The following is a 23,366-nucleotide window of genomic DNA, read 5'->3' as shown; positions in this document are numbered from 1 at the left end:
GAGGACACGATGAGTGATGATCCAGTTCCGGAAACGGTCGATATGGCTGCCGCCATGCGCCGGTGGGAGCTGCGTGCGTCGCCACTTACCATAACACGGCTGAGTTCCGACCGGGACGATCTCGCGCCCGATCCACCGAACGCGCCCGAAGACGCATTCCATATCATAACCCAGCTCCGCGACTTCCGCCTGCACCGGCTGTGGCGGGGGGAATCGCTGGTCTTCGAAGGTGGCCATCCCAAGAGCGCGCTGGCCATCACCGATCTGCGCGAGGAATGGCGTTGCCACCATCTCTCGCCCTTCGACAATGTCCGTTTCAAGATTCCCTTCCAGCACGTGCGCGCCTTCTCCGCCGAACTGAGCCGGCCGGAACTGGCGGGCTTCACATGCCGGCCCGGCACGCTGGACGCGGTGATGCTGGGGCTCGCGCAAGCCTTGCTGCCTGCGCTGGAGCAGCCACAGCAGGCAAGCCGCCTGTTCCTCGAACAGGTCGGCCTCGCCATCCTCACCCATCTCACACAGACCTATGGCGGGGTCTACTTCCCGGCCGATCGCAAAGGCACGCTGGCGCCCTGGCAGGAAAAACGCGCGCTGGAACTGCTTGCCGCGCGCCTGGATGGCGGGGTCTCCATCGCCGAACTGGCGGAATGCTGTGACCTCTCGCGCAGTTATTTCATCTCGGCCTTCAAGGCGAGTTTCGGGCAAACGCCGGCCCGCTGGCTGAACGAGTACCGCGTCGCTTGCGCAAAGGAATTGTTGTCGGGCGACCTGCCGATTGCCGAAATCGCCATCGGCTGCGGCTTCGCCGACCAGAGCCATCTCACCAAGGTCTTTGCCGCCCTGACCGGCGAGACGCCCGCCCGCTTTCGCCGCGAACGCCGTTCCTCAAAAATTTAGGGTGTCGCCACAGGACAAGATTGGGTAGCTTGTTTCTGGTTGAAGCCAACTTCGGAGGAAAAAGGCATGGGCAATGCCCCTTCCGTTTCGGCTGTCTCTTTTCCCCGCGATAGTTTGGGATGCAGCCTTTCACAGCTCGACGACGACCGGCGCGTCGATGCGAACGGCATGACGCTCTATCGCAAGAAGGCGGCCTCGGCGCCGCCAGAACCGGTCTATACGCCTGCCACCAGCCGCGGCTTCCTGCTCGGCCTGTCGCTCAGCGGCGGCCATCGTCGGCGGATTTTTCACGCGCATCATTCCAGCGTGCACGAATTTGCGGAGAACGCCGTCTATCTACGCTCCTTCCAGGACGCTTACCGGGCGGAACTTGCCGGTTCGTTCGATTTCGCTCTCCTGGAAATCGGCCCCTGTGCGATCGAGCGCCTGGCCTATAGCGCGGATCTCGCGGGCGTCAGCGAATTGCAGGCCTTCGGCGAGGGCGCCGATCCGGTGCTCGGCGGGCTGATGGGTGCACTCTTCGCCTCGACCAGCGATCAGCTTGAGCGCAGCGCCCTCTTCGTCGACCAATTGTCTCTGGCGATCGGCATCCATGTTGCCCACCGCTACGGCAATGCCGCACGCGAGACTGTGACGGAGCGGGTGAAGGGCCGACGCCTTTCGCCGCGTGGCATGGCCGCGGTGCAGGACATCATCCGCGAGCGGCTTCACGGCGATATCTCGATCGCGGATCTGGCGCGCGCCTGCAACCTTTCCGAAGGCGCGTTCCTGCGTGCCTTTCGCAAGACGATGGGCAAGACACCATACCAGTTCCTCCTGCAGGAGCGTGTCGAGAAGGCGCGCAATCTGCTCGCCTTCTCCTCCTTGTCGCTCAGCGAGATCGCAGCCGCCTGCGGCTTTGCCGACCAAAGCCATTTTTCGCGAATTTTCTCACGCATCGCCGGCACCGCGCCGGGGACGTGGCGTCGCGGCCGCAAGGCGTGAGCCGAAGCGGGATGCTGCCGTTTGCTAGCGCAGAACCGCGCCGTCCGGGCGCACTGGAATAAGACAGCATTCGACCCAGAAACCTGTAAAAATGTTCAAAAGACAAACATAGGCGACAAGAACGGCGCGGAGCGCAGGGGCATAGTCCGGTTCGGAGAACACCTGAAACCGGCATCCAAACGGAGGACCTCATGACCCTGAACGCGACGCCCACCCCCGGCAGCCTTCTGATTTCCCCCAAGGATCACACGCTGATCATGATCGATTTCCAGTCGCAGATGTCCTTTGCGACGAAATCGATCGACGCCGTGAACCTGCGCAACAATGCAGCGCTCGTCGCGCATGCGGCCGCCGGTTTTGGCGTCTCGACCATTCTGACCACGGTGGCCGAAAAGACCTTTTCCGGCCCGATGTTCACCGAGATCACCGAAGCCTTCCCCGGCCAGGCGCTTCTCGACCGCACCTCCATGAACACCTGGGAAGACGCTTCCGTCATCAAGGAGATCAACCGCATCGGCAAGAAGCGCCTCGTCATGTGCGGCCTGTGGACCTCCGTCTGTATCGTCGGGCCGTCGCTCTCGGCGCTCGACCAGGGCTTTGAGGTCTATGTCATCGCCGACGCCTGCGGCGACATCTCCACCGAGGCACATGATCGGGCCATGGACCGCATGGTGCAGGCCGGCGTCAAGCCGATGACCTCGCTGCAATACCTGCTGGAACTCCAGCGCGACTGGGCGCGGACCGAAACCTACGAGATGACCACCGGCATCGCGAAAAAGTTCGGCGGCGCCTATGGTCTTGGTATCATCTACGCCAAGACCATGTTCGGGGCCTCAGAGGGGCACTGAGTTCGGCCCCTCCCGCTCTCATTGCCCGCTCCGCCCATGCGCAGGCCGCCCTGCGGATGGGCGTTCGATCCAGGTGGAGAAGGACGCCATGATGAAAATCTATCTGCTCTCGCTCGGTGCCGGCTTGCTCGTGGGTGTCATCTACAGCCTCATCAACGTGCGCTCGCCGGCCCCGCCGGTCGTCGCGCTGATCGGCCTTCTCGGCATTCTCGTCGGGGAGCAGATCGTGCCGCTTGCCAAAACGCTCTGGAACCGGGAACCCACCAGCCAGTCCTGGCTGCACCATCACGTCAAGCCGCATGTTTTCGGCGAGATGCCGAAGGGCGGCCAACCCACCGACAGGACACATGTGTGATGCCGACCCGCCGCAACTTCCTCAGCGCGACCGCTGCCGTCCTGACGCTGGGCAGCGCCGCCGCGCAGGCCCAACAGGAGTCCCGTTCGATGACCCCCGACCTCATTCTCCACAACGGCCGTTTCACCACCCTCGATCGCAGCAAGCCCCAGGCGACCGCCGTTGCGATCGCCGAAGGAAAATTCCTCGCCGTTGGCGACGGACGGGAGGTGATGGCGCTCGCCGGCCCGGAGACCCGCGTGATCGATCTCAAGGGCCGCAGCGTGTTGCCCGGCCTTTGCGACAATCATACCCACGTCGTGCGCGGCGGCCTCAACTTCAACATGGAACTGCGCTGGGATGGCGTGCGCTCGCTGGCCGACGCCATGGACATGCTGAAGCGACAGGTGGCCATCACGCCGCCGCCGCAATGGGTGCGTGTCGTCGGCGGGTTTACCGAACACCAGTTTGCCGAAAAACGCCTGCCGACGATCGAGGAGATCAACGCGGTCGCGCCCGACACCCCGGTCTTCCTGCTGCATCTCTATGATCGCGCGCTGCTCAACGGCGCGGCCCTGCGCGCCGTCGGCTACGGCAAGGACACGCCCAACCCGCCCGGCGGCGAGATCACCCGCGACGCCAGCGGCAACCCCACCGGCCTGCTGCTGGCAAAACCCAACGCCGGCATCCTCTATTCGACGCTCGCCAAGGGGCCGAAACTGCCCTTCGACTACCAGGTCAACTCAACCCGCCATTTCATGCGCGAACTGAACCGGCTCGGCGTCACCTCCGTCATCGATGCGGGCGGCGGCTTCCAGAACTATCCGGATGACTATGCCGTCATCCAGAAACTTGCCGACGAAAACCAGATGACGGTGCGGCTCGCCTACAATCTCTTCACCCAGAAGCCGAAGGAAGAGAAGGAAGACTTCCTCAACTGGACGAAGTCGGTCAAATACAAGCAGGGCAACGACTATTTCCGCCACAACGGAGCGGGCGAGATGCTCGTCTTCTCCGCCGCCGACTTCGAGGACTTCCGCGAGCCGCGGCCGGACATGCCGCCGGAAATGGAGGGCGATCTCGAAGCGGTCGTGCGCATTCTTGCGGAAAACCGCTGGCCCTGGCGCCTGCACGCCACCTATGACGAGACAATCTCGCGCGCACTCGACGTCTTCGAGAAGGTCAACCGGGATATTCCGCTGCAAGGTCTCAACTGGTTCTTCGATCACGCTGAAACCATTTCCGAACGCTCGATCGACCGGGTGGCGGCGCTTGGCGGCGGCATCGCCGTGCAGCACCGCATGGCCTATCAGGGCGAGTATTTTGTCGAACGCTACGGCAACGCTGCGGCCGAAGCGACGCCTCCCGTCGCCCGCATGCTGGAAAAGGGTATCAAGACCTCCGCCGGCACGGATGCGACCCGCGTCGCCTCCTACAATCCCTGGGTCTCGCTGTCCTGGATGGTGACGGGCAAGACCGTGGGCGGCACAGCGCTCTATCCGCGCCGCAATTGCCTCGACCGCGAGACCGCCCTTCGCATGTGGACGGAGAACGTCACCTGGTTCTCCAACGAGGAGGGCAAGAAGGGCCGCATAGAAAAGGGTCAGTTCGCCGACCTCATCATCCCCGACAAGGATTTTTTCGCCTGCACGGAGGACGAAATCTCCTTCCTCTCCTCGGAACTCACCATGGTCGGCGGCAGCATCGTCTATGGCGCGGGCGATTTTTCCGAGCTGAACGAAAACCCCGTGCCGCCGGCCATGCCCGACTGGTCACCGGTCAGAACCTTCGGTGGTTATGCCGCCTGGGGCGAGCCGGAGGGTGCGGGCAAACGCTCGCTCCGCCGCACCGCGATATCGACCTGCGGCTGCGCCAGTTCGTGCGGCGTGCACGGCCATGACCACGCCGCCGCCTGGACGTCGAAACTGCCGATCGGCGACCTGAAGGGCTTTTTTGGGGCACTCGGCTGTGCCTGCTGGGCAGTGTGAGGAGACATTCGATCATGCTTCAAACCATGGAACAGCGCGCGGCAAAAGTCTGCGCGCCCTTCATCATCAGCCATCCAGTGCGGCTTCTCGCACTTCTCGGCCTCTGTGCCGCCTATATCCAGGGCAGCGTGATGAAGCTCTTCGATTTCGGTGGGGCGATCGCCGAGATGGAGCATTTCGGCCTCACCCCCGCCGCCCCCTTTGCCGCCGGTGTCATCTTCTTCGAGCTTGTCTGCTCGGCCATGGTGCTGTCAGGCTTCTGCCGCTGGATCGGTGCCTTGGCGCTCTCGGCCTTCACGCTGGCGGCAACCTTCATCGCGCTGCGCTTCTGGGAAATGCCGTCGGGCATGCCGCGCATGATGGCGACCAACGCGTTTTTTGAGCATCTGGGCCTCGCCGGCGCCTTCCTGCTCGTCGCGTGGTATGATCTGCACCGCTGGAAGACGGCGCCGCGGGAGGACTGGACCTGATGGCTGACAGTACCGCCAACGCCACTGCTGGCGCTTTCGCGCCCTTGCGCCAGAAGGTCTTCGCCGTGCTCTGGGTGGCGACGATCGTCGGCAATATCGGCACCTTCGTTCGCGATGTCGCAAGCTCCTGGCTGGTGACGGACCTCTCCGCCGCCCCGGCGGCCGTCGCGCTCATCCAGGCCGCATCCACCTTCCCGATCTTTCTGCTGGCAATCCCGGCCGGCGTGCTCTCCGACATTCTCGATCGGCGCAAGTTCCTGATCGTCATCCAGCTCATCCTCGCCACGGCGAGCATCTCGCTGTTGACGTTGTCGGCGACAGGACTGCAATCCATCACCTCGCTCGTCGCCTTCACCTTCATCGGCGGCATCGGTGCCGCACTGATGGCGCCGACCTGGCAGGCCATCGTGCCGGAACTGGTGACGAAAGCCGACGTCAAGGGCGCCATAGCGCTGAACTCGCTCGGCATCAACATTTCGCGCTCCATTGGCCCCGCGCTCGGCGGCGTATTGCTTGCCACCTTCGGCGCGGCCGTCACCTACGGCGTCGACGTCATCAGCTATGTCTTCGTCATCTCCGCCCTGCTCTGGTGGCGGCGCCCGGCCAATAGCGAGGACGCGCTGTCGGAGCGTTTCTTCGGCGCTTTCCGCGCGGGCCTGCGTTATGCCAAGTCCAGCCGCGAGCTGCATGTCGTGCTGGTGCGCGCTGCAGTGTTCTTCGCCTTCTCCAGTGCGGTTTGGGCACTGCTGCCGCTCGTTGCGCGCAACCTGCTCGGCGGCACGGCCGGATTTTACGGCGTGCTGCTCGGCGCGGTCGGGGTCGGCGCCATCGGCGGCGCTTTCCTGATGCCCATCCTGCGCGCCCGTTTCGACGTCGATGGGCTGCTGCTGCTGGCCGCCATCGCCGCCGCCGCCGTCATGGCCGGCTTGTCGCTTGCCCCGCCGCAATGGGTGGCGATCCTCCTGTTGCTCGTGCTCGGTGCCGGCTGGATCACCGCCCTCACCACGCTCAACGGCACGGCACAATCCGTGCTGCCCAACTGGGTGCGCGGCCGCTCGCTCGCCATCTACCTCACCGTGTTCAATGGCGCGATGACCGCCGGCAGCCTCACTTGGGGCACGATTGCCGAAGCGCTCGGCATTTCCGCCACGCTGCTGGTCGCCGCCGCCGGGCTCACGGTTGTCGGCCTCGTCTTCCACCGCCTGAAGCTGCCGAAAGGCGAAGCCGATCTGGTGCCCTCCAACCATTGGCCCGAGCCACTGACCGCAAGCACGGTCGACAACGACCGCGGCCCCGTGCTGATCACCATCGAATACCGGGTCGACGCCGCCGACCGGGCGCCGTTCCTTGCGGCACTTCACAGCTTCTCCTCAGAACGGCGGCGCGATGGCGCCTATGGCTGGGGGGTGACGGAGGACGCGGCGGATCCGACGATCTTCCTCGAATGGTTTTTTGTGGAATCCTGGGCCGAACATCTGCGCCAGCACCGCCGCATCTCCAGGGCCGATGCCGACCTCCAACAGGAGGTGCGCAGGTACCATAAGAGCGACGAGCCGCCAAAAGTCCGCCATCTGCTCGCGGTTGCAAATGCACCGGCCGACCGGCACCCCGGCGAGACCGTCCAGAGTTCAATCCAACAAGGAGAAGCCCGATGAGCACCATCACGACGAAGGATGGAACCCGGATTTTCTACAAGGATTGAGACTACACCGAGGACCTGAAGGCGATCGACCGCCCGACGCTCGTCATCCACGGCGACGACGACCAGATCGTGCCCATTGCCGCCGCGGGTGAAAAAACCGCGAAAATCGTCAAGGACGCCAAGCTGCTCGTCTACAAGGGCGGCGCGCACGGACTGGCGGAAATCCAGGCCGACAAATTCAACGCCGACGTGCTGGCTTTCATCAAAGGCTGATCGTCTGCCGATACTGGCGCGCGTCGGGGCGGAACTGTCTCGGCGTCGTGTTCACAGCCCCCAGACGACCGCCTCCTCATGCCGCTTGATGAGGTGCTTGAGATTGTCGAACCCGTTCTGCACATGGCGGGCGAAATGATCGACCGCCGGCATGCGCGGCGCGTCGGCGCGCTTGAGGAGGCCGAGTGCGCGTTCGGGATGCGGCACGTTGACGGGTAGCGCGGTGATCGACTTCTCATTGCGCTGGGCAAAGACGACGCCATGCGGCAGCACGGTGAGCGCATCCGTGCCCTTGAGGTAATTGATGACGCTGAACAGCGAGCCGCCGGTATAACGAATGCGCAGCTCCGTCGCGCCGAAGGAAAGCAGCATGCTGCGCAGGTCTGCCAGCAGCGGGCTGCCCGGCGGCGGCGCGACCCAGGGAAAGTCCAGCAGATGCTGGGGTTGCAGCCGGCGCTTCAGCAGGAGCGGATGCGTGACGCGGCAGGCAATGACGTTTCTGCCGGGCAGGATCTGCTGAAATTCCAGGCCGGATCCCTCGTCGAGAATATCGATCGGGCAGATAGCGAGGTCGATCTGGTCGGCTTTCAACGCGGCGCGCAGGTCCGGGAAATAGCCGTAGATCTGGTCGATGCGCACATCCGGATGCTGGTTCTGGAATTCGGCGATCATTCCGGCGATCAGCGCATCCATGAAGAAGGGGGTACCGCCGATGCGCACCGTGCCGCCCTTGCCGACACGGAAACTCTCGATCGTATCCGACGCCTTGCGGGAGGCCGCAAGCATGGTCTGGCCATGATCCGCCAGTGCCCGCCCGAGCGGTGTCGGCTGGAGCGGCCGTCTCCCCTTCAGGAACAATGGTTCGCCCAGCCGCTTCTCCAACATCGACAATGTGCGTGAGACGGCGGGCTGCGCCATTCCCAGCAACGCCGCACCCTCGGTGACACCGCCCGTCTTGACGACGGCGGCAAGCTGGATCAGGTGGCGCTCGTCTATTTTCATAACGATCCGTTATATTCCTGCCGAACAAAATCATCAATGCCGATGCATGGCTTTGCTAGAGTCTCCTTACGTTGGAGGACGAAGCATGGCGGTGCCTGTGGATACGCTCATCTCGCCAGAGATGTTTTCCCGGCGGCTCGCGGCCGCGGGCGAGGAGCCGTTGCGGCAGGCGCTGGTCGGTGCCGTCACCCATCTCCATGCCCTCATCCGCGACTTGAAGCCGACGCCGGCCGAGTGGCGCAGCCTGATCGCCTTCCTCACCGAGGTCGGCCACGCCTCGGATGACCGGCGGCAGGAATGGGTCCTGCTGTCGGACCTTCTTGGCGCGACGGCGCTTGTCGAAGAGGTCAATGCCCATCGCCCCAGGCAGGCCACGCCGGGCACGCTGCGCGGCCCCTTCTTCCGCGCCGATGTACCGCCCCGTACGCTTGGCAGCGATATTTCGCTCGATGGCGTTGGCGAACGGCTCGCCGTCTTCGGCCGCGTGGTGGATCTCGACGGCGAACCCGTCGCCGGGGCCGAGATCATCACCTGGCAGGCGAATGCCGCCGGCCTCTACGAAAACCAGCAGCCCGATCTCCAGCCGGAGCACAACCTGCGTGGCCTGTTCCAGACGGATGGGGAAGGCCGCTTCCATTATCTCACCGTTCGCCCCGCCGGTTACGGCGTGCCCGACGATGGGCCGGTCGGCATTATGTTGCTGAAGGCTGGTCTGCCGCTGCGCCGCCCGGCCCATCTGCAATTCCTGATCAAGGCGGCCGGCTTCGAGACGCTCGTCACCCATCTCTATGATGGCAGCGATCCGCACCTTGCCGAGGACCCGCTGTTCGCCGTCAAGCCGGAACTGATTTGCCGCTTCGAGCGCATCGGCGAAAAGCCCTGCTGGCAGCTCGATTTCACCTTCGTGCTGGCGCGCGCAAGAAAACAGAGAGCGAGAATATGACCCGCGATTTCGTCTATTCGACCAGCCCGGCGCATATCGTCTTCGGCGCGGGCAAGGTCGCAACGGTCAGCGAGTGGATCGACCGCATCGGCTGCAGACGTGCCCTCGTGCTCTCGACGCCGCACCAGGAGGGTGACGCCCAGAGACTGGCAGAAACGCTTGGCTCACGCGCCGTCGGCGTCTTTGCCGGCGCGGTGATGCACACACCTGTCGAGGTCACGGAACGGGCGATGGAGGTGGTGCGCCAGACGGCGGCCGATGTCGTCGTCGCGCTCGGTGGCGGCTCGACGACGGGACTCGGCAAGGCGATTGCCTATCGTACCGACCTGCCGCAGATCGTCATCCCCACCACCTATGCCGGCTCGGAAGTGACGCCGATCCTCGGCCAGACGGAGGCGGGTCGCAAGACGACGGTGCGCAGTACGAGCATCCTGCCGGAAGTGGTGATCTACGACCCCGCACTCACCCTCGGCCTGCCGGTCGGCATGAGCGTGACGAGCGGCCTCAACGCCATGGCCCATGCCGTGGAGGCGCTTTATGCCGAGGATCGCAACCCCGTCTCCTCGCTGATGGCCATTGAGGGCCTGCGCGCCTTCCAGAAAAGCCTGCCGGCCATCGTTGCCTCGCCGCAGGATGAGGCGTCGCGGTCGGAGGCTCTTTATGGCGCCTGGCTCTGCGGCACGGTGCTCGGCACGGTCGGCATGGCGTTGCACCACAAGATTTGTCACACGCTGGGCGGCACATTCGACACGCCGCATGCCGAGACCCATGCGATCATGCTGCCGCATACCGCGGCCTTCAACGCCGTCGCCGTGCCCGACATGCTCGCCCCGGTGGCGGACATCTTTGGCGGTTCGGTCGGCGGCGGACTCTGGGATTTCGCCAGGGCGGCCGGCGCGCCGCTGGCGCTGAAGGATCTCGGGCTTTCGGAAGGCGATCTCGACCTTGCCGCCGATATCGCCACGCAAAACCCCTATCGAAACCCGCGCCCGATCGACCGTCCGTCGATCCGCGCGCTGCTGCAGGATGCCTGGGAGGGCCGGCGGCCGGACTGACAACACCAAGAACGGACTGGGAGGAGGACCCATCATGCTGACGAGACGCGATTTCCTGAAAACGACGGCCGTAGGCAGCGCCGCCGCGCTGACATCCGGCCTTTCCATGCCGGCACTGGCGCAAAACGTGCCGTTGAAACTCGGCTATGTCAGCCCGCAGACCGGGCCGCTCGCCGCCTTCGGCGAAGCCGACAGCTTTGTCATCGACAATTTTCTTGCCGTCGCCAAATCCAAGGGGCTGAACTACGAGATTGTCGTCAAGGACAGCCAGTCGAACCCCAACCGCGCAGCGGAAGTGGCCAAGCAGCTCATCGTCGATGACGAGGTAAACCTGGTTCTCGTCGCCTCGACGCCGGAGACAACCAATCCCGTCGCGACGACCTGCGAGGCGGAAGGCATGCCCTGCATCTCCACCGTCGCGCCCTGGCAGCCCTGGTTCATCGGCCAACAGGGCAATCCCGGCGACCCGGCCTCGTGGAAACCGTTCGACTACGCCTATCACTTCTTCTGGGGGTTGGAGGATGTCATCGCCGTCTTCACCAACATGTGGGCGCAGGTCGAGACCAACCGCAAGGTTGGCGGCCTCTTTCCCAATGATGGCGACGGCAATGCCTGGGGCGACAAGGTTGTCGGCTTCCCACCGGTGCTGGAGAAGATGGGTTATTCGCTGAACGATCCCGGCCGCTATCAGAACATGACGGACGATTTTTCCGCCCAGATCAACGCCTTCAAGGCCGGCGAATGCGAGATCATCACCGGCGTCGTCATCCCGCCCGATTTCACCACCTTCTGGAACCAGGCCAAGCAGCAGGGTTTCGTGCCGAAGGTCGCCTCGATCGGCAAGGCGCTGCTCTTCCCGCAGGCCGTGGAGGCGCTCGGCACGGCCGGGCACAATCTTTCCTCGGAAGTGTGGTGGTCGCCCAGCCATCCGTTCAAATCCTCGCTGACGGGCGAAAGCTCGGCCGCGGTTGCCAGCGCCTTTACCAAGGCGACGAGCCGGCCCTGGACGCAGCCGATCGGCTTTGCCCATGCGCTCTTCGAGCTGGCGGTGGATGCGTTAGGCCGTGCCGAGGACCCGACGGACGGCGATGCGGTCGCAGCCGCCATCGCAGCGACAAAACTCGATACGCTCGTCGGCACTGTTGCCTGGGGCGGTGAGGGCCTGCCGTCCTTCGCGGCGAAAAACGTAGCGAAAACGCCGCTCGTTGGCGGCCAGTGGCGGCTGAAGGATGGCGGCGGCTACGACCTCGTCATCACGGACAACAAGACCGCGCCGTCGATTCCCGTCGGCGGCAAGATGGAAGCGATCGCCTGAAAGGCCGGCCCCGGAGGCGCATGATGACCCTGTTACAGCTCGACGGCGTTTCCAAGCGTTTTGGCGCGCTCACCGTCGCGGAAGCGATCAGCTTTTCCGTGGGTGAAGGCGAGGCGCTCGGCATCATCGGCCCGAACGGGGCCGGCAAATCGACGCTCTTCAACCTCATCAACGGCACGATCGCCGCCGACAGCGGCACCGTCCGCTTTGCAGGAACCGACGTCACCCGCACGCCGCCGATGGCGCGCTGTCTTGCCGGCATGGGGCGCACCTTCCAGATCCCCCAACCCTTCGAAAAGCTGACCGTGTTCGAGAATCTGCTGGTTGCCGGCAGTTTCGGCGCCCGACGCAGCGAGGCCGACGCCTATGACCGCTGCGCCGAGATCCTTCATGACACCGGCCTGATCGACAAGGCCAACGTGCCGGCGGGCGGGCTGACGCTGCTCCAGCGGAAACGCCTGGAGCTTGCCCGGGCGCTCGCCACGGAACCGCGCCTCCTGCTGCTCGACGAGATCGCCGGCGGGCTGACGGAAGGCGAATGCCTGTCGCTCGTCGCCACCATCCGCGCCATCCACGTCAAGGGCGTCGCCGTGATCTGGATCGAGCATGTGCTGCATGCGCTGACCTCGGTGGTGGAGCGACTGCTGGTGCTGAATTTCGGCCGGGTGATCGGCATTGGTGCGCCGGCCGAAATCATGGCCTCGCGCGAGGTCAAGGAAATCTACCTGGGGATCGAGATATGACCGCGCTCCTCGAAACCAGGGGACTGACGGCTTTCTACGGCGATTTCCAGGCGCTGTTCGGCGTCGATATCCGCGTGGAGGCCAGCGAGACCATCGCCATCATCGGCGCCAATGGTGCTGGCAAGACGACGCTGATGCGCGCCATATCGGGCGTGCTGAAAAGCGCCGCGGACACAATCACCTGCCGCGGCGAGGCGATCGGCGCGCTCACCGCGCCCGACATACTCTCGCGTGGCGTCGCCATGGTGCCGGAGGGGCGTCGTCTCTTCCCCTCGTTGACCGTCGAGGAAAATCTCCTCGTCGGCGCCTATGGCAAACGGCGCGGCGTCTGGACGCTCGACAGCGTCTATACGCTCTTCCCGATCCTGAAGGAGCGCCGCAACAACCCGGCGACGGCGCTGTCCGGCGGGCAGCAACAGATGGTAGCGATCGGCCGGGCGCTGATGGCCAATCCGGACGTGCTGCTCTGCGACGAGATCAGCCTCGGTCTCGCCCCCGTCGTGGTGCGCGACATCTACGCCGCCTTCCCACGCATCCGCGCCTCGGGCGCCTCCATCGTCATTGTCGAGCAGGATATCGGCCAGGCGCTGAAGGTGGCGAGCCGCGTCTACTGCATGATGGAGGGACGCATCACCCTCTCCGGCCGGCCGGACGAGCTGAGCCGCGAGAACATCCATACCGCCTATTTCGGAGCCGTGCGCCATGAGCCTCATTGACACCATCGTCCAGGGCGTTTTGCTCGGCGGCCTCTATGCGCTGTTCGCCGCCGGCCTCAGCCTCGTCTTCGGCATCATGCGGCTGGTCAACCTCGCCCATGGCGACCTCATCGTGCTCGCCGCCTTCCTGCTGCTCGTGCTGGTGAGCACGCTTGGCCTCAACCCCTTCCTCGCCGCGCTCCTCGTCGCGCCGGTCATGTTCGCGCTTGGTTATGCCTTGCAGGAAGTGTTGTTCAATCGAACGCTCGGCAAGGACGTGCTGCCGCCCTTGCTCGTCACCTTCGGCCTGTCGATCGTCATCCAGAACGGCCTGCTGGAGGGGTTTTCAGCCGATAGCCGCCGCATCTCCACCGGCGCGCTGGAAACCGCCTCGATGGCGGCAGGCCCCGTCACCATCGGCCTGATGCCGCTGCTCGCCCTGCTCTCGGCCGTCGCCGTCATCGTCGGTCTGAACCTCCTGATCTACCGCACAGCACTTGGCCGCGCCTTCCGCGCCACGTCGGACGATGCGGTCACGGCGGGCCTGATGGGGATCCATCCGCGCAAGATTTTTGCCATGGCGACCGGGCTTGCCATGGTGGTGGTGACGATCGCCGCGCTCTACCTCGGTACCCGCGCCAATTTCGACCCGACCGCCGGCCCGGCCCGGCTGATCTATGCCTTCGAGGCGGTGATCATCGGCGGCCTCGGCTCGCTTTGGGGCACGCTTGCCGGCGGCATCATCCTCGGTGTGGCGCAAACGCTCGGCGCGGCGATCAATCCCGAATGGCAAATCCTGTCCGGCCACCTCGCCTTCCTCGCCGTCCTTCTCGTCAAGCCGCGCGGCCTCTTCCCGCGCGCCGTCGATTGAGGTGTTTTCGATGACCATCGCCATCCCCTCCGCCCTCAAGGTCGAAACCCGCACGAAGGTCTCGTCGATCTCGCTGTTCGTCGCCTTCGCCGTGCTGGCGCTCGGCCTTGCCGCGCCGTTCCTCGTCTCACGCGGCGCGGTGCAGGACCTGTTCTTCATCCTCACCATGCTGGTGCTGGCGCAAAGCTGGAATCTGTTGGCCGGTTACGCCGGGCTGATCTCCGTCGGCCAGCAGGTTTTCGTCGGCTTCGGCGCCTATGCCATGTTCGGCGCGGTCATCCTGCTCGGCGTCGATCCGCTACTGGCGATCCTCATCGCCGGGTTGTTGTCGGTCCTGCTTGCCATTCCCACCGCCTTCTTCACCTTCCGCCTCTACGGCCCCTATTTCGCCATCGGCACCTGGGTCGTGGCGGAGGTCGTGCGCTTGCTCTTCGCCCAGTGGAAGGCGCTCGGCGGCGGCACCGGCACCTCGTTGCCGCGCGAGGCGGTGCGCGACATGGTGGGCGTTTCCCTGCTGCGCGATCTCTTCGGCATGAAGCCCGCCCAGGCAAGCGACGCCATAACCTATTGGCTGGCACTCATGCTTGCCGCCGCCACCATCGGCTTCATCTACCGTCTGCTGCGCAGCAAACAGGGTCTTGGCCTTGCCGCCGTGCGCGACAATGAGCAAGCGGCCCGCGCCGTCGGCGTCGATGCCCGGCGTATGAAAGCGCTGGTCTATCTCGCCACGGCCTTTCTCACCGGTCTTGCCGGCGCGCTGATCTATGCGCAGAAGGCCCGCATCTCGCCGGATGCCGCCTTCTCCGTTACCGACTGGACGGCCTATGTCATCTTCATCGTCGTCATCGGCGGCATCGGCACCGTCGAAGGGCCGATCCTTGGCGTCATCCTGTTTTTCCTCTTGCAGAATTTCATGGCCGATTACGGCTCCTGGTATCTGCTGATGCTCGGCCTTGCCGGCATCCTCGTCATGCTCTTCGCGCCGCGCGGTCTCTGGGGCGCCTTCTCCGACCGCACCGGCATCCAGCTCTTTCCGGTCCGCCGCACGCTTATCGGCGGTCCGTCTATCCATCAGGGAGGATCATCACATGGCTGACATCACCACCGACGTGCTCATTATCGGCACCGGCCCCGCCGGTTCCGCCACCGCCGCGCTGCTTGCGGGCTACGGCGTGGAAACCATGGTGATCAACCGCTACCGCTGGCTCGCCAACACGCCGCGCGCCCATATCACCAACCAGCGCACCATGGAGGTGCTGCGCGATCTCGGTCGCGACGTGGAGGACGAGGCCTATATGTTCGCCGCCGGGCAGGAACTGATGGGCGAGAACGTCTTCTGCACCGCGCTTGCCGGCGAGGAAGTCGGCCGTATGAAGAGCTGGGGCATGCACCCCACGTCGCGCGCCGAACACCAGCTCTCCTCGCCGACGCAGATGAACGACCTGCCGCAGACCTTCATGGAGCCGCTGCTCTTCAAGACCGCCTGTTCGCGCGGCGCGCAGGCCCGCCTCTCCACGGAATATGTCAGCCATGAGCAGGATAGCGGCGGCGTCACCACCACCTGTCTCGACCGGCTGACCGGCAAGACGTTTACTGTGCGCTCGAAATATCTCGTCGGCGCCGATGGCGGCAATTCCAAGGTCGCCGAACATGCGGGCCTGACCTTCGAGGGGCGCATGGGCGTCGCCGGCTCGATGAACATCCTCTTCGAGGCCGACCTGTCGCGATATGTCGCCCACCGGCCCTCGGTGCTCTACTGGGTTCTGCAACCGGGCGCGGATGTCGGCGGCATCGGCATGGGGCTGGTGCGCATGGTACGCCCCTGGCATGAATGGCTGATCGTCTGGGGATACGACATCAACCAGCCCGCCCCCGCAGTGGACGAGGCCCATGCGAAAAAGGTGGTGCGCGATCTCGTCGGCGTCGCCGATCTCGACGTGACCATCAAGTCGGTCTCCACCTGGACCGTCAACAACATGTACGCGACCACGCTGTCGAACGGCCGCGTCTTCTGCATGGGTGACGCCATCCACCGCCATCCGCCCTCCAACGGTCTTGGCTCCAACACCTCCATCCAGGATGCCTTCAACCTCGCCTGGAAACTCGCCTATGTGCTGAAGGGTCAGGCCGGCGACGGGCTGCTTGACAGCTACCAGGCCGAGCGTGCGCCGATCGCCAAGCAGATCGTCACCCGCGCCAACAAGTCGATCGAGGAATTCGGGCCGATCTTCAAGGCGCTCGGCCTGCTCGATTCCGTCGATCCGGTCAAAATGCAGCAGAACATGGATGCCCGCTGCAACAATACCCCGGCCGCCGAGGAACAGCGCGCTGCCATCCGCAAGGCAATTGCCGCGAAGGTCTACGAATTCGACGCCCATGGCGTGGAGATGAACCAGCGCTACCGCTCGGATGCCGTGGTGACCGACGGCCAGCCGGAACCCGTCTTTGCGCGGGACCCGGAACTGCATTTCCAGCAGACGACCTGGCCGGGTGCGCGCCTGCCCCATGCGTGGGTGTTTTCGGAAGACGGCAAGAAGGTTTCGACGCTCGACCTGGCCGGCCATGGCCGCTTCACGGTGTTGACCGGCCCCGGCGGGCAGGGCTGGATCGAGGCGGCGAAGGTGGTCGGCCGCGAACTCGGCATCGAGATCGCCGCGCACGCCATCGGCCCGCGCCAGCAATGGCAGGATTTTACCGGCGACTGGGCCAATCTCAGCGACGTGCGCGATGGCGGCGTCGTGCTGGTACGCCCCGACCACCACGTCTGTTGGCGACGGACGGACAATGCCGAAAATCCGGCAGCGGAGCTTCGCCGGGTTATGACTGCCATTCTTGGGAAGTGAGGTGAATGATGGAAGAGCACGAAAAGGGTTTCTTCACCGAAGAAAACTCCATCGAGGTCGTCGCCGGCCGCAACAGGAATGCCAGGGACGCACGGCTGAAGGCGATCATGGACGTGGTGACGCGCAAGCTGCATGAGGCCGTCAAGGAGATCGAGCCGACGCAGGAGGAGTGGATGGAGGCGATCCTCTTCCTCACCCGCACCGGCCAGATGTGCAACGAATGGCGGCAGGAATTCATCCTGCTCTCCGATACGCTCGGCGTCTCCATGCTGGTCGATGCCATCAACAACCGCAAACCCTCCGGTGCCTCGGAAAGCACGGTGCTCGGGCCGTTCCACGTGCAGGATGCGCCGGAACTGCCGATGGGGGCGAACATCTGCCTCGATCAGAAGGGCGAGGACATGGTCATTTCCGGCCGCATCCTCGACACGCAAGGCAGGCCAATCGAAGGCGCGGTGCTGGATGTCTGGCAGGCCAACGACGAGGGTTTCTACGACGTGCAGCAACTCGGCATCCAGCCGGAATTCAACCTGCGCGGCGTCTTTCGCACCGGCGCGGACGGGCGCTACTGGTTCCGCGCCGTCAAGCCGAAATTCTATCCGATCCCGCATGACGGCCCAGTCGGCAAGATGCTCGACCATCTGGGACGCCATCCCTACCGCCCGGCGCACCTGCATTACATCCTCAAGGCGGAGGGTTTCGAGACGCTCATCACCCACATTTTTGATCCGCACGACCCCTATATCAACTCGGACGCCGTCTTCGGCGTGAAGCAGAGCCTGCTTGCCGATTTTCATCTCGTCGACGATGCGGCGCGAGCGAAAACCTATGAGTTTGCCGGGCCGTTCTGGGAGGTGGAGTATGATTTCGTGCTGGCGCGCAGGGGCGAGGCCGCGAAGGCAGCGTAACGAGAGGGCCGAACGCAATCTGGTCGACGAGCACAGTGCCAGCGGGATGGCGGGCGATTTCGCGGTTTTCAGTTGAAACCTTCCGTCATAGAGTGGTCGAAAAATAAGCTGAGGGTGATCGGATTCCGACGCCCATTGCATGGCAGACAGGCCGGTATTCCAGGAGAATTCATGTTTGATCACGTCAAATTCGGCGTCAGCGACTATGCAGCCAGCAAGGCATTTTTCCTCAAGGCACTCGAGCCGCTCGGTGTCGCGATCGTAGCCGAGGGGTCGCCGGCATACGGCATCGAACTCAGCCCAAAAGGCAAGGCTTCCTTGTGCCTGTACCAAACCGAGGAGAAGCCGGCGCATCTTCACCTGGCATTTACTGCCGACAATCGCGGGCAGGTCGATGCTTTCTACCAGGCGGCCCTGCAAGCCGGTGGCAAAGACAATGGCGCGCCCGGCCTGCGTCCCCGCTACCACGCGAACTACTACGCTGCGTTCGTCATCGGTCCCGACGGACACAATATCGAAGCCGTTTGCCATGAACCCGGGCCGCTGGAGCCTGTTGAAAAATAGCGTTTTACGCGCCCTTCGAACATGAAGCGCATGGCAACGATGTGCGCCAGTGCGTACGCGCGACCGGGAAGATCGCGTCGATCACAGCCAGCTTTTTTCCTCTCCTTTGGACGATCCTGTTGCTATGCTGCGCGATCAAGGATCACTGCGTGCGTCAGCACCTGCCATGAAGCCGGATTTGAATGATTGATCTCGATTCCCACCTCCTCAGAGCATTTCTGGCCGTCGCAGAAATCGGAACCGTCAGCGGTGCGGCTGCAACCCTGAACCGGACCCAGGCAGCCGTCAGCATGCAGCTTCGAAAGCTGGAGGACCTTGTCGGCGTCAAGCTGTTTTCGCGATCGTCCAAGGGGCTCTCGCTGACGGAACAGGGTCGCATCATGCTGCCTTATGCCCGCGAAATCGTCACGCTCGGTGACGAGGCGGGTAAGAGGCTGACCGGAAAAACCATTCGAGATCGCATTCGCCTCGGCGTCGTCGAAGATTTCGCGGCCGGTCACCTCATCGAAATCCTGCGCAATTTCCGGGATCAGAACCCGGATATCGAGATCGACATCATCATCGAGCCAAATCGTCGCCTTGCGGAGCTTTTCAATAACGGAGCGCTGGATGTGGCCGTTTGCGACAGTACCTGTCTGCCGCGAAAGCCGACACTGACCTGGACCGAATACCTGATGTGGACGGTCAGGTCAGACTTCGTGGTCGATGCGGGCAAGCCGCTCCCCATCATCATGTTCGAGGAGGGGTGTCCCTGGACGATCCCGACGACGGGGGCGTTGTCCCAGCGGAACATCAAATGGAAAACGGCCTGCGTGGCCTCCACGCTTGTCGCCATGGCGACGGCCGTGCGTGTCGGCATAGGCATTGGGCCGATGATCACCAGCACGCAGCCGGAAGGTTGCCGGACATTGGACAAATCCTCCGACCTGCCCGGCCCGATCCGCATTGAGATTGGCCTGTATAATCAGCCGGAAATCGCGGAAGGAGCCCGTTACCTCGTCGAATTCATTGCCCGGCACGCGGCCATGCTTCCGGCTTGAAGCGCCCCCGCCTTCCCCCGTTCGACTATCACGATTTCTTATAGCTCTCCCCGAATTTTCGGGCTTCCAAGCGACGCATGCGCCGCCAATGATGGAAAAAATAGAGCGGCTGGGGGTGCGAGGAGCGCCGAACCCGGCCTCGGAAGAAATCGCGAAAACAAACAAGGGGAAATATGATGCAAATCACACGAAAGCTGACATCTGTCCTGGCCACCGCAATCGCGGTTGTCGGCGTTTTCGCTGGCACGGCCTGGGCCGACGCGCTTGAGGACATCAAGGGCGCCGGAACGATCGATGTCGGCATCTTTTCCGACTTCCCGCCGTTCTCGTCGGCCAGTGCCGACATGAGCATCAAGGGTTATGATGTCGATGTGGCGCAGAAGATCGCCGATGCCCTTGGCGTCAAACTCAATCTCGTGGGCATTACCGGCCAGAACCGCATCGCCTATCTCAACGACGATCGCGTCGACATCCTGATGAGCGTCGGCTACTCCAAGGAGCGGGCGGAAGCGATCGATTTCGCCGCAGCCTATGCGCCCTACTATATCGCCGTCATCGGACCCGCCGCTGTGAAGGTCGCGGGCAAGGACGACCTCGCCGACAAGACGATCGCCGTCAATCGCGGCACGCTCGAAGACACCTCGCTGACCGAAGCGGCGCCGGCCTCTGCCACGATCCAGCGGTTCGAAAACTACAATGCGGTGATCCAGGCCTTCATTTCGGGCCAGACCGAGCTGATGGTCGTCGGCAACGACGTCGGCGCGCAGGTGCTCGCCCGCCAGGACGAGTTGAAGCCCGAGCAGAAGTTCCAGCTGTTGACCTCCCCCTCGCATATTGCCGTGCGCAAGGGTGAGGAAGGGCTGAAGAAGGCGATCGACGAGGTCGTTGCCAAGATGGTGGCCGACGGCACGCTGGATGCGAGTTCGCAGGCCTGGCTCAAGACGCCGCTCAATCCCGACAACCTGAAGGATTGACGGGACCTTTTCGGAACCCGGCTTGGATGTCCAAGAGGTCATCATGACATACGTTCTGGATTTCAGCTGGCTCTGGGGCAGTTTGGGGGCCTTGGCCTCGGGTGCGGGCGTGACGCTGGTGCTGATCGCCTGCACCACTGTCCTCGGCCTCACGCTCAGCATTCTCGGCGCTGCCGCGCGCCGGGGACGTTGTCTGTGGCTGCGCAAGCTGGTCGGCGCCTATGTGGAGGTCATCCGCAACACGCCGTTTCTCGTGCAGCTGTTCTTCATCTTCTTCGGACTGCCGAGCATCGGCATCCGGCTTGATCCGATGGTCGCCGCGATCCTGGCCATGACCCTCAACATGACGGCCTATACGATCGAAGTGGTCGGCGCCGGTCTCGACGCCGTTCCAAAAGGACAGGGAGAGGCGGCGACGGCCTTGGGCATGCGGCCCCGGCTGGCCTTCGTCAAGGTGATTCTCCCGCAGGCGATCACCGTCATCTACCCGGCACTGACCAGCCAGATCATCATCATGATGCTGGAATCGGCCGTCGTTTCGCAAATATCGGTCCGCGAGCTCGCCCAGGAGGCAGACCTGCTCCAGGCACGCACGTTCCGCGCATTCGAAACCTATCTGGTCGTGACGCTCATCTACCTTGCCCTGTCCGCTGCGGTTCGCCGCGGCATGATCCTGTTCGGGCGACGCATGCTGGGAGCCGGCGTAAAATGATCGAATTCACCTTCTGGGACATCGTCAGGAATCTGGTATTCGCCACGCGCTGGACGGTCCTGCTGTCAGTAGCGGCGTTCGCCGGTGGCGCGATCGTCGGTGTCGCGATCCTCTTTGCGCGGATTTCGCCGGCATCGTGGGCGCGGCGGTTCGGCTCGGGTTACATTGCGCTCTTCCAGGGCACACCGCTGCTGATGCAGCTCTTCCTGATGTTCTTCGGGTTGCCGATGCTCGGACTGCGCATCGAGCCCTGGACGGCCGCCGTCTGCGGCCTCACCTTCTATGCCAGCGCCTATCTCGCCGAAATATGGCGCAGCGGCGTCGAGGCGTTGCCGCGTGGACAATCGGAGGCGGCCTCAAGCCTCGGCCTGCACCGGTTCCAAGAACTGCGTCTCATCATCCTGCCGCAGGCTTTCCGGATAACGCGTGCACCCGTTGTCGGTTTTCTGGTGCAGCTCATCAAGAGCACGGCGCTCGCCTCCATTCTCGGCTTCGAGGAGCTGATGAAAACGGCCAATGCCATCAACAACGCGACGTTCGAGCCGTTCAAGGTCTACGGTCTCGTCGCGGTCATCTTTTTCCTCCTGTGCTATCCGCTGACACAATATGCACGGTTTCTCGAAGCAAAGGCCGCCGCTCGCTGAGCGTTGCGTTTGCCTGCCAGCGCGACGATCAGGCGCCCCAAGATAACTGAGAGGAAACAACAATGGCCAACCAAGCCCAGGCGCAAAAGCTGGCGGTCTCCACGACGGACGTCGCCGTCGAGATCACCAACATGAACAAGTGGTACGGCGATTTCCACGTGCTGCGCGACATCAATCTCAAGGTGATGAAGGGCGAGCGTATCGTCATCGCCGGGCCGTCGGGTTCCGGCAAGTCGACGATGATCCGCTGCATCAACCGTCTCGAAGAGCACCAGAAGGGCCAGATCGTCGTCGACGGCATCGAGCTGACCAACGACCTGAAGAAGATCGACGAGGTGCGCCGCGAAGTCGGCATGGTGTTCCAGCACTTCAATCTGTTCCCGCACCTGACGATCCTGGAAAACTGCACGCTGGCGCCGATCTGGGTGCGCAAGATGCCGAAGAAGGACGCCGAGGAAGTGGCGATGCACTACCTGAAGCGCGTCAAGATCCCGGAACAGGCACACAAATATCCGGGCCAGCTTTCCGGCGGCCAGCAGCAGCGCGTGGCGATCGCCCGCTCGCTGTGCATGAAGCCGAAGATCATGCTGTTCGACGAGCCGACCTCGGCGCTCGACCCGGAAATGGTGAAGGAAGTGCTCGACACCATGGTGTCGCTGGCCGAAGAGGGCATGACCATGCTGTGCGTGACGCACGAAATGGGTTTTGCCCGCCAGGTCGCCAACCGCGTCATCTTCATGGACCAGGGCCAGATCGTCGAACAGAATTCGCCAGCCGAGTTCTTCGACAATCCGCAGCACGAGCGCACGAAGCTTTTCCTCAGCCAGATCCTGCATTGATGACCAAGACTGCGGAGTACACGACGATGACGACGAGACCGTACAACCAGCCGCTTGGCGGCAATGAGATGCCGCGTTTTGGCGGGCCTGCGACGATGATGCGGCTGCCGACGCAGCCGACGGCGGAGGGGCTTGATGCCTGCTTCGTCGGCATTCCGATGGACATCGGCACCTCGAACCGGCCGGGCACGCGCTTCGGGCCGCGCCAGATCCGCACCGAAAGCTGCATGATCCGGCCCTACAACATGGCGACCCGCGCCGCGCCCTTCGACAGCCTGCAGGTCGCCGATATCGGCGACGTGGCGATCGACACGTTCAACCTGCCCAAATGCGTCGACATCATCACCGATGCCTATCGCGACATCATCAAGGATGGCTGCAAGCCGCTGACGCTCGGCGGCGATCACACGCTGTCCTACCCGATCCTGCGCGCCATCGCCGAGAAATACGGCCCCGTCGGCCTCATCCATGTCGATGCCCATGCCGATATCAACGAGCACATGTTCGGCGAGCCGATCGCCCATGGCACGCCGTTCCGCCGCGCGGTCGAAGCCGGGGTGCTCGACACGAAACGCTGCATCCAGATCGGCGTGCGCGGTACCGGCTATGCCGCCGACGACTTCGACTGGCCGCGCGAACAGGGGTTCCGCGTCGTGCAGGTGGAAGAGTGCTGGCACAAGTCGCTGACGCCGCTGATGGAGGAAGTCCGCGCGCAGATGGGCGACCGACCGGTCTACCTCACCTTCGACATCGACAGCCTCGACCCGTCGATTGCGCCGGGC

At 63.8% G+C, this 23,366-nt stretch carries 24 protein-coding genes and 1 pseudogene; 24 read left to right on the top strand and 1 reads right to left on the bottom strand.

Features of this window, described 5'->3' with window-relative positions:
• The first annotated feature begins 9 nt into the window (after positions 1 to 9).
• The 8 genes and pseudogenes from GR138_RS29525 to GR138_RS29490 form a co-directional block, all read left to right on the top strand.
• Positions 10 to 897, top strand: a complete 888-nt coding sequence (locus GR138_RS29525; RefSeq protein ID WP_160862844.1) for a helix-turn-helix domain-containing protein — start codon at positions 10 to 12, stop codon at positions 895 to 897.
• 66 nt (positions 898 to 963) lie between these two features.
• Complete coding sequence (locus tag GR138_RS29520; RefSeq protein WP_160862843.1) at positions 964 to 1,881, top strand: AraC family transcriptional regulator; 918 nt, start codon at positions 964 to 966, stop codon at positions 1,879 to 1,881.
• A gap of 197 nt (positions 1,882 to 2,078) precedes the next feature.
• A complete protein-coding gene (locus GR138_RS29515) occupies positions 2,079 to 2,729 on the top strand; it encodes a hydrolase (RefSeq protein ID WP_202402917.1) in 651 nt (216 codons plus the stop codon).
• Between the two features lie 91 nt (positions 2,730 to 2,820).
• Positions 2,821 to 3,084, top strand: a complete 264-nt coding sequence (locus GR138_RS29510) for a XapX domain-containing protein (RefSeq protein ID WP_160862852.1) — start codon at positions 2,821 to 2,823, stop codon at positions 3,082 to 3,084.
• Positions 3,085 to 3,173: 89 nt separating this feature from the next.
• A complete protein-coding gene (locus GR138_RS29505) occupies positions 3,174 to 5,051 on the top strand; it encodes an amidohydrolase (RefSeq protein ID WP_420853737.1) in 1,878 nt (625 codons plus the stop codon).
• 26 nt (positions 5,052 to 5,077) lie between these two features.
• A complete protein-coding gene (locus tag GR138_RS29500; protein WP_276508821.1) occupies positions 5,078 to 5,521 on the top strand; it encodes a DoxX family protein in 444 nt (147 codons plus the stop codon).
• Positions 5,521 to 7,176: an MFS transporter gene (locus GR138_RS29495; protein ID WP_160862839.1), complete on the top strand. Its 1,656-nt coding sequence runs from the start codon at positions 5,521 to 5,523 to the stop codon at positions 7,174 to 7,176. The genes GR138_RS29500 and GR138_RS29495 overlap by 1 nt, the downstream gene beginning before the upstream one ends.
• Before the next feature lie 47 nt (positions 7,177 to 7,223).
• Positions 7,224 to 7,436, top strand: a pseudogene (locus tag GR138_RS29490) (alpha/beta fold hydrolase); the annotation flags it as partial.
• 51 nt (positions 7,437 to 7,487) lie between these two features.
• Here the strand turns inward: GR138_RS29490 and GR138_RS29485 are convergent.
• Positions 7,488 to 8,438: a LysR family transcriptional regulator gene (locus GR138_RS29485; protein ID WP_160862838.1), complete on the bottom strand. Its 951-nt coding sequence runs from the start codon at positions 8,436 to 8,438 to the stop codon at positions 7,488 to 7,490.
• 85 nt (positions 8,439 to 8,523) lie between these two features.
• Between GR138_RS29485 and GR138_RS29480 the strand changes: the two genes are divergently transcribed.
• The 16 genes from GR138_RS29480 to GR138_RS29405 all read left to right on the top strand — a co-directional run.
• Positions 8,524 to 9,381 (top strand): dioxygenase family protein, encoded by an 858-nt coding sequence (locus GR138_RS29480; protein ID WP_160862837.1) that lies wholly within the window; start codon positions 8,524 to 8,526, stop codon positions 9,379 to 9,381.
• A complete protein-coding gene (locus GR138_RS29475; protein WP_160862836.1) occupies positions 9,378 to 10,436 on the top strand; it encodes a maleylacetate reductase in 1,059 nt (352 codons plus the stop codon). The genes GR138_RS29480 and GR138_RS29475 overlap by 4 nt, the downstream gene beginning before the upstream one ends.
• A 34-nt stretch (positions 10,437 to 10,470) precedes the next feature.
• Positions 10,471 to 11,751 carry an ABC transporter substrate-binding protein gene (locus GR138_RS29470; RefSeq protein WP_160862835.1) on the top strand — a complete coding sequence of 427 codons (1,281 nt, stop codon included), beginning with the start codon at positions 10,471 to 10,473 and terminating at the stop codon, positions 11,749 to 11,751.
• A gap of 23 nt (positions 11,752 to 11,774) precedes the next feature.
• Positions 11,775 to 12,494: an ABC transporter ATP-binding protein gene (locus GR138_RS29465; protein ID WP_160862851.1), complete on the top strand. Its 720-nt coding sequence runs from the start codon at positions 11,775 to 11,777 to the stop codon at positions 12,492 to 12,494.
• Positions 12,491 to 13,210, top strand: a complete 720-nt coding sequence (locus GR138_RS29460) for an ABC transporter ATP-binding protein (protein ID WP_160862834.1) — start codon at positions 12,491 to 12,493, stop codon at positions 13,208 to 13,210. The genes GR138_RS29465 and GR138_RS29460 overlap by 4 nt, the downstream gene beginning before the upstream one ends.
• Positions 13,197 to 14,060, top strand: coding sequence for a branched-chain amino acid ABC transporter permease (locus tag GR138_RS29455; protein ID WP_160862833.1), 864 nt, complete (start codon positions 13,197 to 13,199; stop codon positions 14,058 to 14,060). The genes GR138_RS29460 and GR138_RS29455 overlap by 14 nt, the downstream gene beginning before the upstream one ends.
• A 10-nt stretch (positions 14,061 to 14,070) precedes the next feature.
• Entirely contained in the window at positions 14,071 to 15,156 is a 1,086-nt protein-coding gene (locus GR138_RS29450; RefSeq protein ID WP_160862832.1) for a branched-chain amino acid ABC transporter permease, read from the top strand.
• The gene (locus GR138_RS29445; RefSeq protein ID WP_160862831.1) at positions 15,149 to 16,903 is read left to right on the top strand and encodes an FAD-dependent oxidoreductase; all 1,755 of its coding nucleotides are present in this window, start codon (positions 15,149 to 15,151) and stop codon (positions 16,901 to 16,903) included. Before GR138_RS29450 ends, GR138_RS29445 begins: the two co-directional genes overlap by 8 nt.
• Before the next feature lie 8 nt (positions 16,904 to 16,911).
• Entirely contained in the window at positions 16,912 to 17,811 is a 900-nt protein-coding gene (locus tag GR138_RS29440; RefSeq protein ID WP_160862850.1) for an intradiol ring-cleavage dioxygenase, read from the top strand.
• A gap of 171 nt (positions 17,812 to 17,982) precedes the next feature.
• On the top strand, positions 17,983 to 18,375 hold the full coding sequence (locus tag GR138_RS29435) for a VOC family protein (RefSeq protein WP_160862830.1): 393 nt from the start codon (positions 17,983 to 17,985) through the stop codon (positions 18,373 to 18,375).
• A gap of 182 nt (positions 18,376 to 18,557) precedes the next feature.
• Positions 18,558 to 19,415, top strand: a complete 858-nt coding sequence (locus GR138_RS29430; RefSeq protein ID WP_160862829.1) for a LysR family transcriptional regulator — start codon at positions 18,558 to 18,560, stop codon at positions 19,413 to 19,415.
• A gap of 176 nt (positions 19,416 to 19,591) precedes the next feature.
• Positions 19,592 to 20,389 (top strand): transporter substrate-binding domain-containing protein, encoded by a 798-nt coding sequence (locus GR138_RS29425; protein WP_160862828.1) that lies wholly within the window; start codon positions 19,592 to 19,594, stop codon positions 20,387 to 20,389.
• 43 nt (positions 20,390 to 20,432) lie between these two features.
• Complete coding sequence (locus GR138_RS29420; protein WP_160862827.1) at positions 20,433 to 21,101, top strand: amino acid ABC transporter permease; 669 nt, start codon at positions 20,433 to 20,435, stop codon at positions 21,099 to 21,101.
• Positions 21,098 to 21,745 (top strand): amino acid ABC transporter permease, encoded by a 648-nt coding sequence (locus GR138_RS29415; protein ID WP_160862826.1) that lies wholly within the window; start codon positions 21,098 to 21,100, stop codon positions 21,743 to 21,745. Before GR138_RS29420 ends, GR138_RS29415 begins: the two co-directional genes overlap by 4 nt.
• Positions 21,746 to 21,807: 62 nt before the next feature.
• Positions 21,808 to 22,584, top strand: coding sequence for an amino acid ABC transporter ATP-binding protein (locus tag GR138_RS29410; RefSeq protein WP_069058793.1), 777 nt, complete (start codon positions 21,808 to 21,810; stop codon positions 22,582 to 22,584).
• 26 nt (positions 22,585 to 22,610) lie between these two features.
• Positions 22,611 to 23,366, top strand: a 756-nt coding sequence (locus tag GR138_RS29405; RefSeq protein ID WP_160862825.1) for an agmatinase, incomplete at its 3' end; no start/stop codon positions are given.

Origin of the sequence: Shinella kummerowiae (assembly GCF_009827055.1) — a bacterium.
Classification (GTDB): Bacteria; Pseudomonadota; Alphaproteobacteria; order Rhizobiales; family Rhizobiaceae; genus Shinella; species Shinella kummerowiae.
The sequence above is the reverse complement of the archived record's forward strand: the minus strand, read 5'-3'. Positions and strand labels throughout refer to the sequence as shown.

Excerpts from the sequence above, each read along its gene's own strand:
- GR138_RS29525 (WP_160862844.1), top strand. The coding sequence starts at position 10 with ATGAGTGATGATCCAGTTCCGGAAACGGTCGATATGGCTGCCGCCATG.
- GR138_RS29520 (WP_160862843.1), top strand. The coding sequence starts at position 964 with ATGGGCAATGCCCCTTCCGTTTCGGCTGTCTCTTTTCCCCGCGATAGT.
- GR138_RS29510 (WP_160862852.1), top strand. The coding sequence starts at position 2,821 with ATGAAAATCTATCTGCTCTCGCTCGGTGCCGGCTTGCTCGTGGGTGTC.
- GR138_RS29505 (WP_420853737.1), top strand. The coding sequence starts at position 3,174 with ATGACCCCCGACCTCATTCTCCACAACGGCCGTTTCACCACCCTCGAT.
- GR138_RS29500 (WP_276508821.1), top strand. The coding sequence starts at position 5,078 with ATGGAACAGCGCGCGGCAAAAGTCTGCGCGCCCTTCATCATCAGCCAT.
- GR138_RS29495 (WP_160862839.1), top strand. The coding sequence starts at position 5,521 with ATGGCTGACAGTACCGCCAACGCCACTGCTGGCGCTTTCGCGCCCTTG.
- GR138_RS29485 (WP_160862838.1), bottom strand. The coding sequence starts at position 8,438 with ATGAAAATAGACGAGCGCCACCTGATCCAGCTTGCCGCCGTCGTCAAG.
- GR138_RS29480 (WP_160862837.1), top strand. The coding sequence starts at position 8,524 with ATGGCGGTGCCTGTGGATACGCTCATCTCGCCAGAGATGTTTTCCCGG.
- GR138_RS29475 (WP_160862836.1), top strand. The coding sequence starts at position 9,378 with ATGACCCGCGATTTCGTCTATTCGACCAGCCCGGCGCATATCGTCTTC.
- GR138_RS29470 (WP_160862835.1), top strand. The coding sequence starts at position 10,471 with ATGCTGACGAGACGCGATTTCCTGAAAACGACGGCCGTAGGCAGCGCC.
- GR138_RS29465 (WP_160862851.1), top strand. The coding sequence starts at position 11,775 with ATGACCCTGTTACAGCTCGACGGCGTTTCCAAGCGTTTTGGCGCGCTC.
- GR138_RS29460 (WP_160862834.1), top strand. The coding sequence starts at position 12,491 with ATGACCGCGCTCCTCGAAACCAGGGGACTGACGGCTTTCTACGGCGAT.
- GR138_RS29455 (WP_160862833.1), top strand. The coding sequence starts at position 13,197 with ATGAGCCTCATTGACACCATCGTCCAGGGCGTTTTGCTCGGCGGCCTC.
- GR138_RS29450 (WP_160862832.1), top strand. The coding sequence starts at position 14,071 with ATGACCATCGCCATCCCCTCCGCCCTCAAGGTCGAAACCCGCACGAAG.
- GR138_RS29445 (WP_160862831.1), top strand. The coding sequence starts at position 15,149 with ATGGCTGACATCACCACCGACGTGCTCATTATCGGCACCGGCCCCGCC.
- GR138_RS29440 (WP_160862850.1), top strand. The coding sequence starts at position 16,912 with ATGGAAGAGCACGAAAAGGGTTTCTTCACCGAAGAAAACTCCATCGAG.
- GR138_RS29435 (WP_160862830.1), top strand. The coding sequence starts at position 17,983 with ATGTTTGATCACGTCAAATTCGGCGTCAGCGACTATGCAGCCAGCAAG.
- GR138_RS29430 (WP_160862829.1), top strand. The coding sequence starts at position 18,558 with ATGATTGATCTCGATTCCCACCTCCTCAGAGCATTTCTGGCCGTCGCA.
- GR138_RS29425 (WP_160862828.1), top strand. The coding sequence starts at position 19,592 with ATGCAAATCACACGAAAGCTGACATCTGTCCTGGCCACCGCAATCGCG.
- GR138_RS29420 (WP_160862827.1), top strand. The coding sequence starts at position 20,433 with ATGACATACGTTCTGGATTTCAGCTGGCTCTGGGGCAGTTTGGGGGCC.
- GR138_RS29415 (WP_160862826.1), top strand. The coding sequence starts at position 21,098 with ATGATCGAATTCACCTTCTGGGACATCGTCAGGAATCTGGTATTCGCC.
- GR138_RS29410 (WP_069058793.1), top strand. The coding sequence starts at position 21,808 with ATGGCCAACCAAGCCCAGGCGCAAAAGCTGGCGGTCTCCACGACGGAC.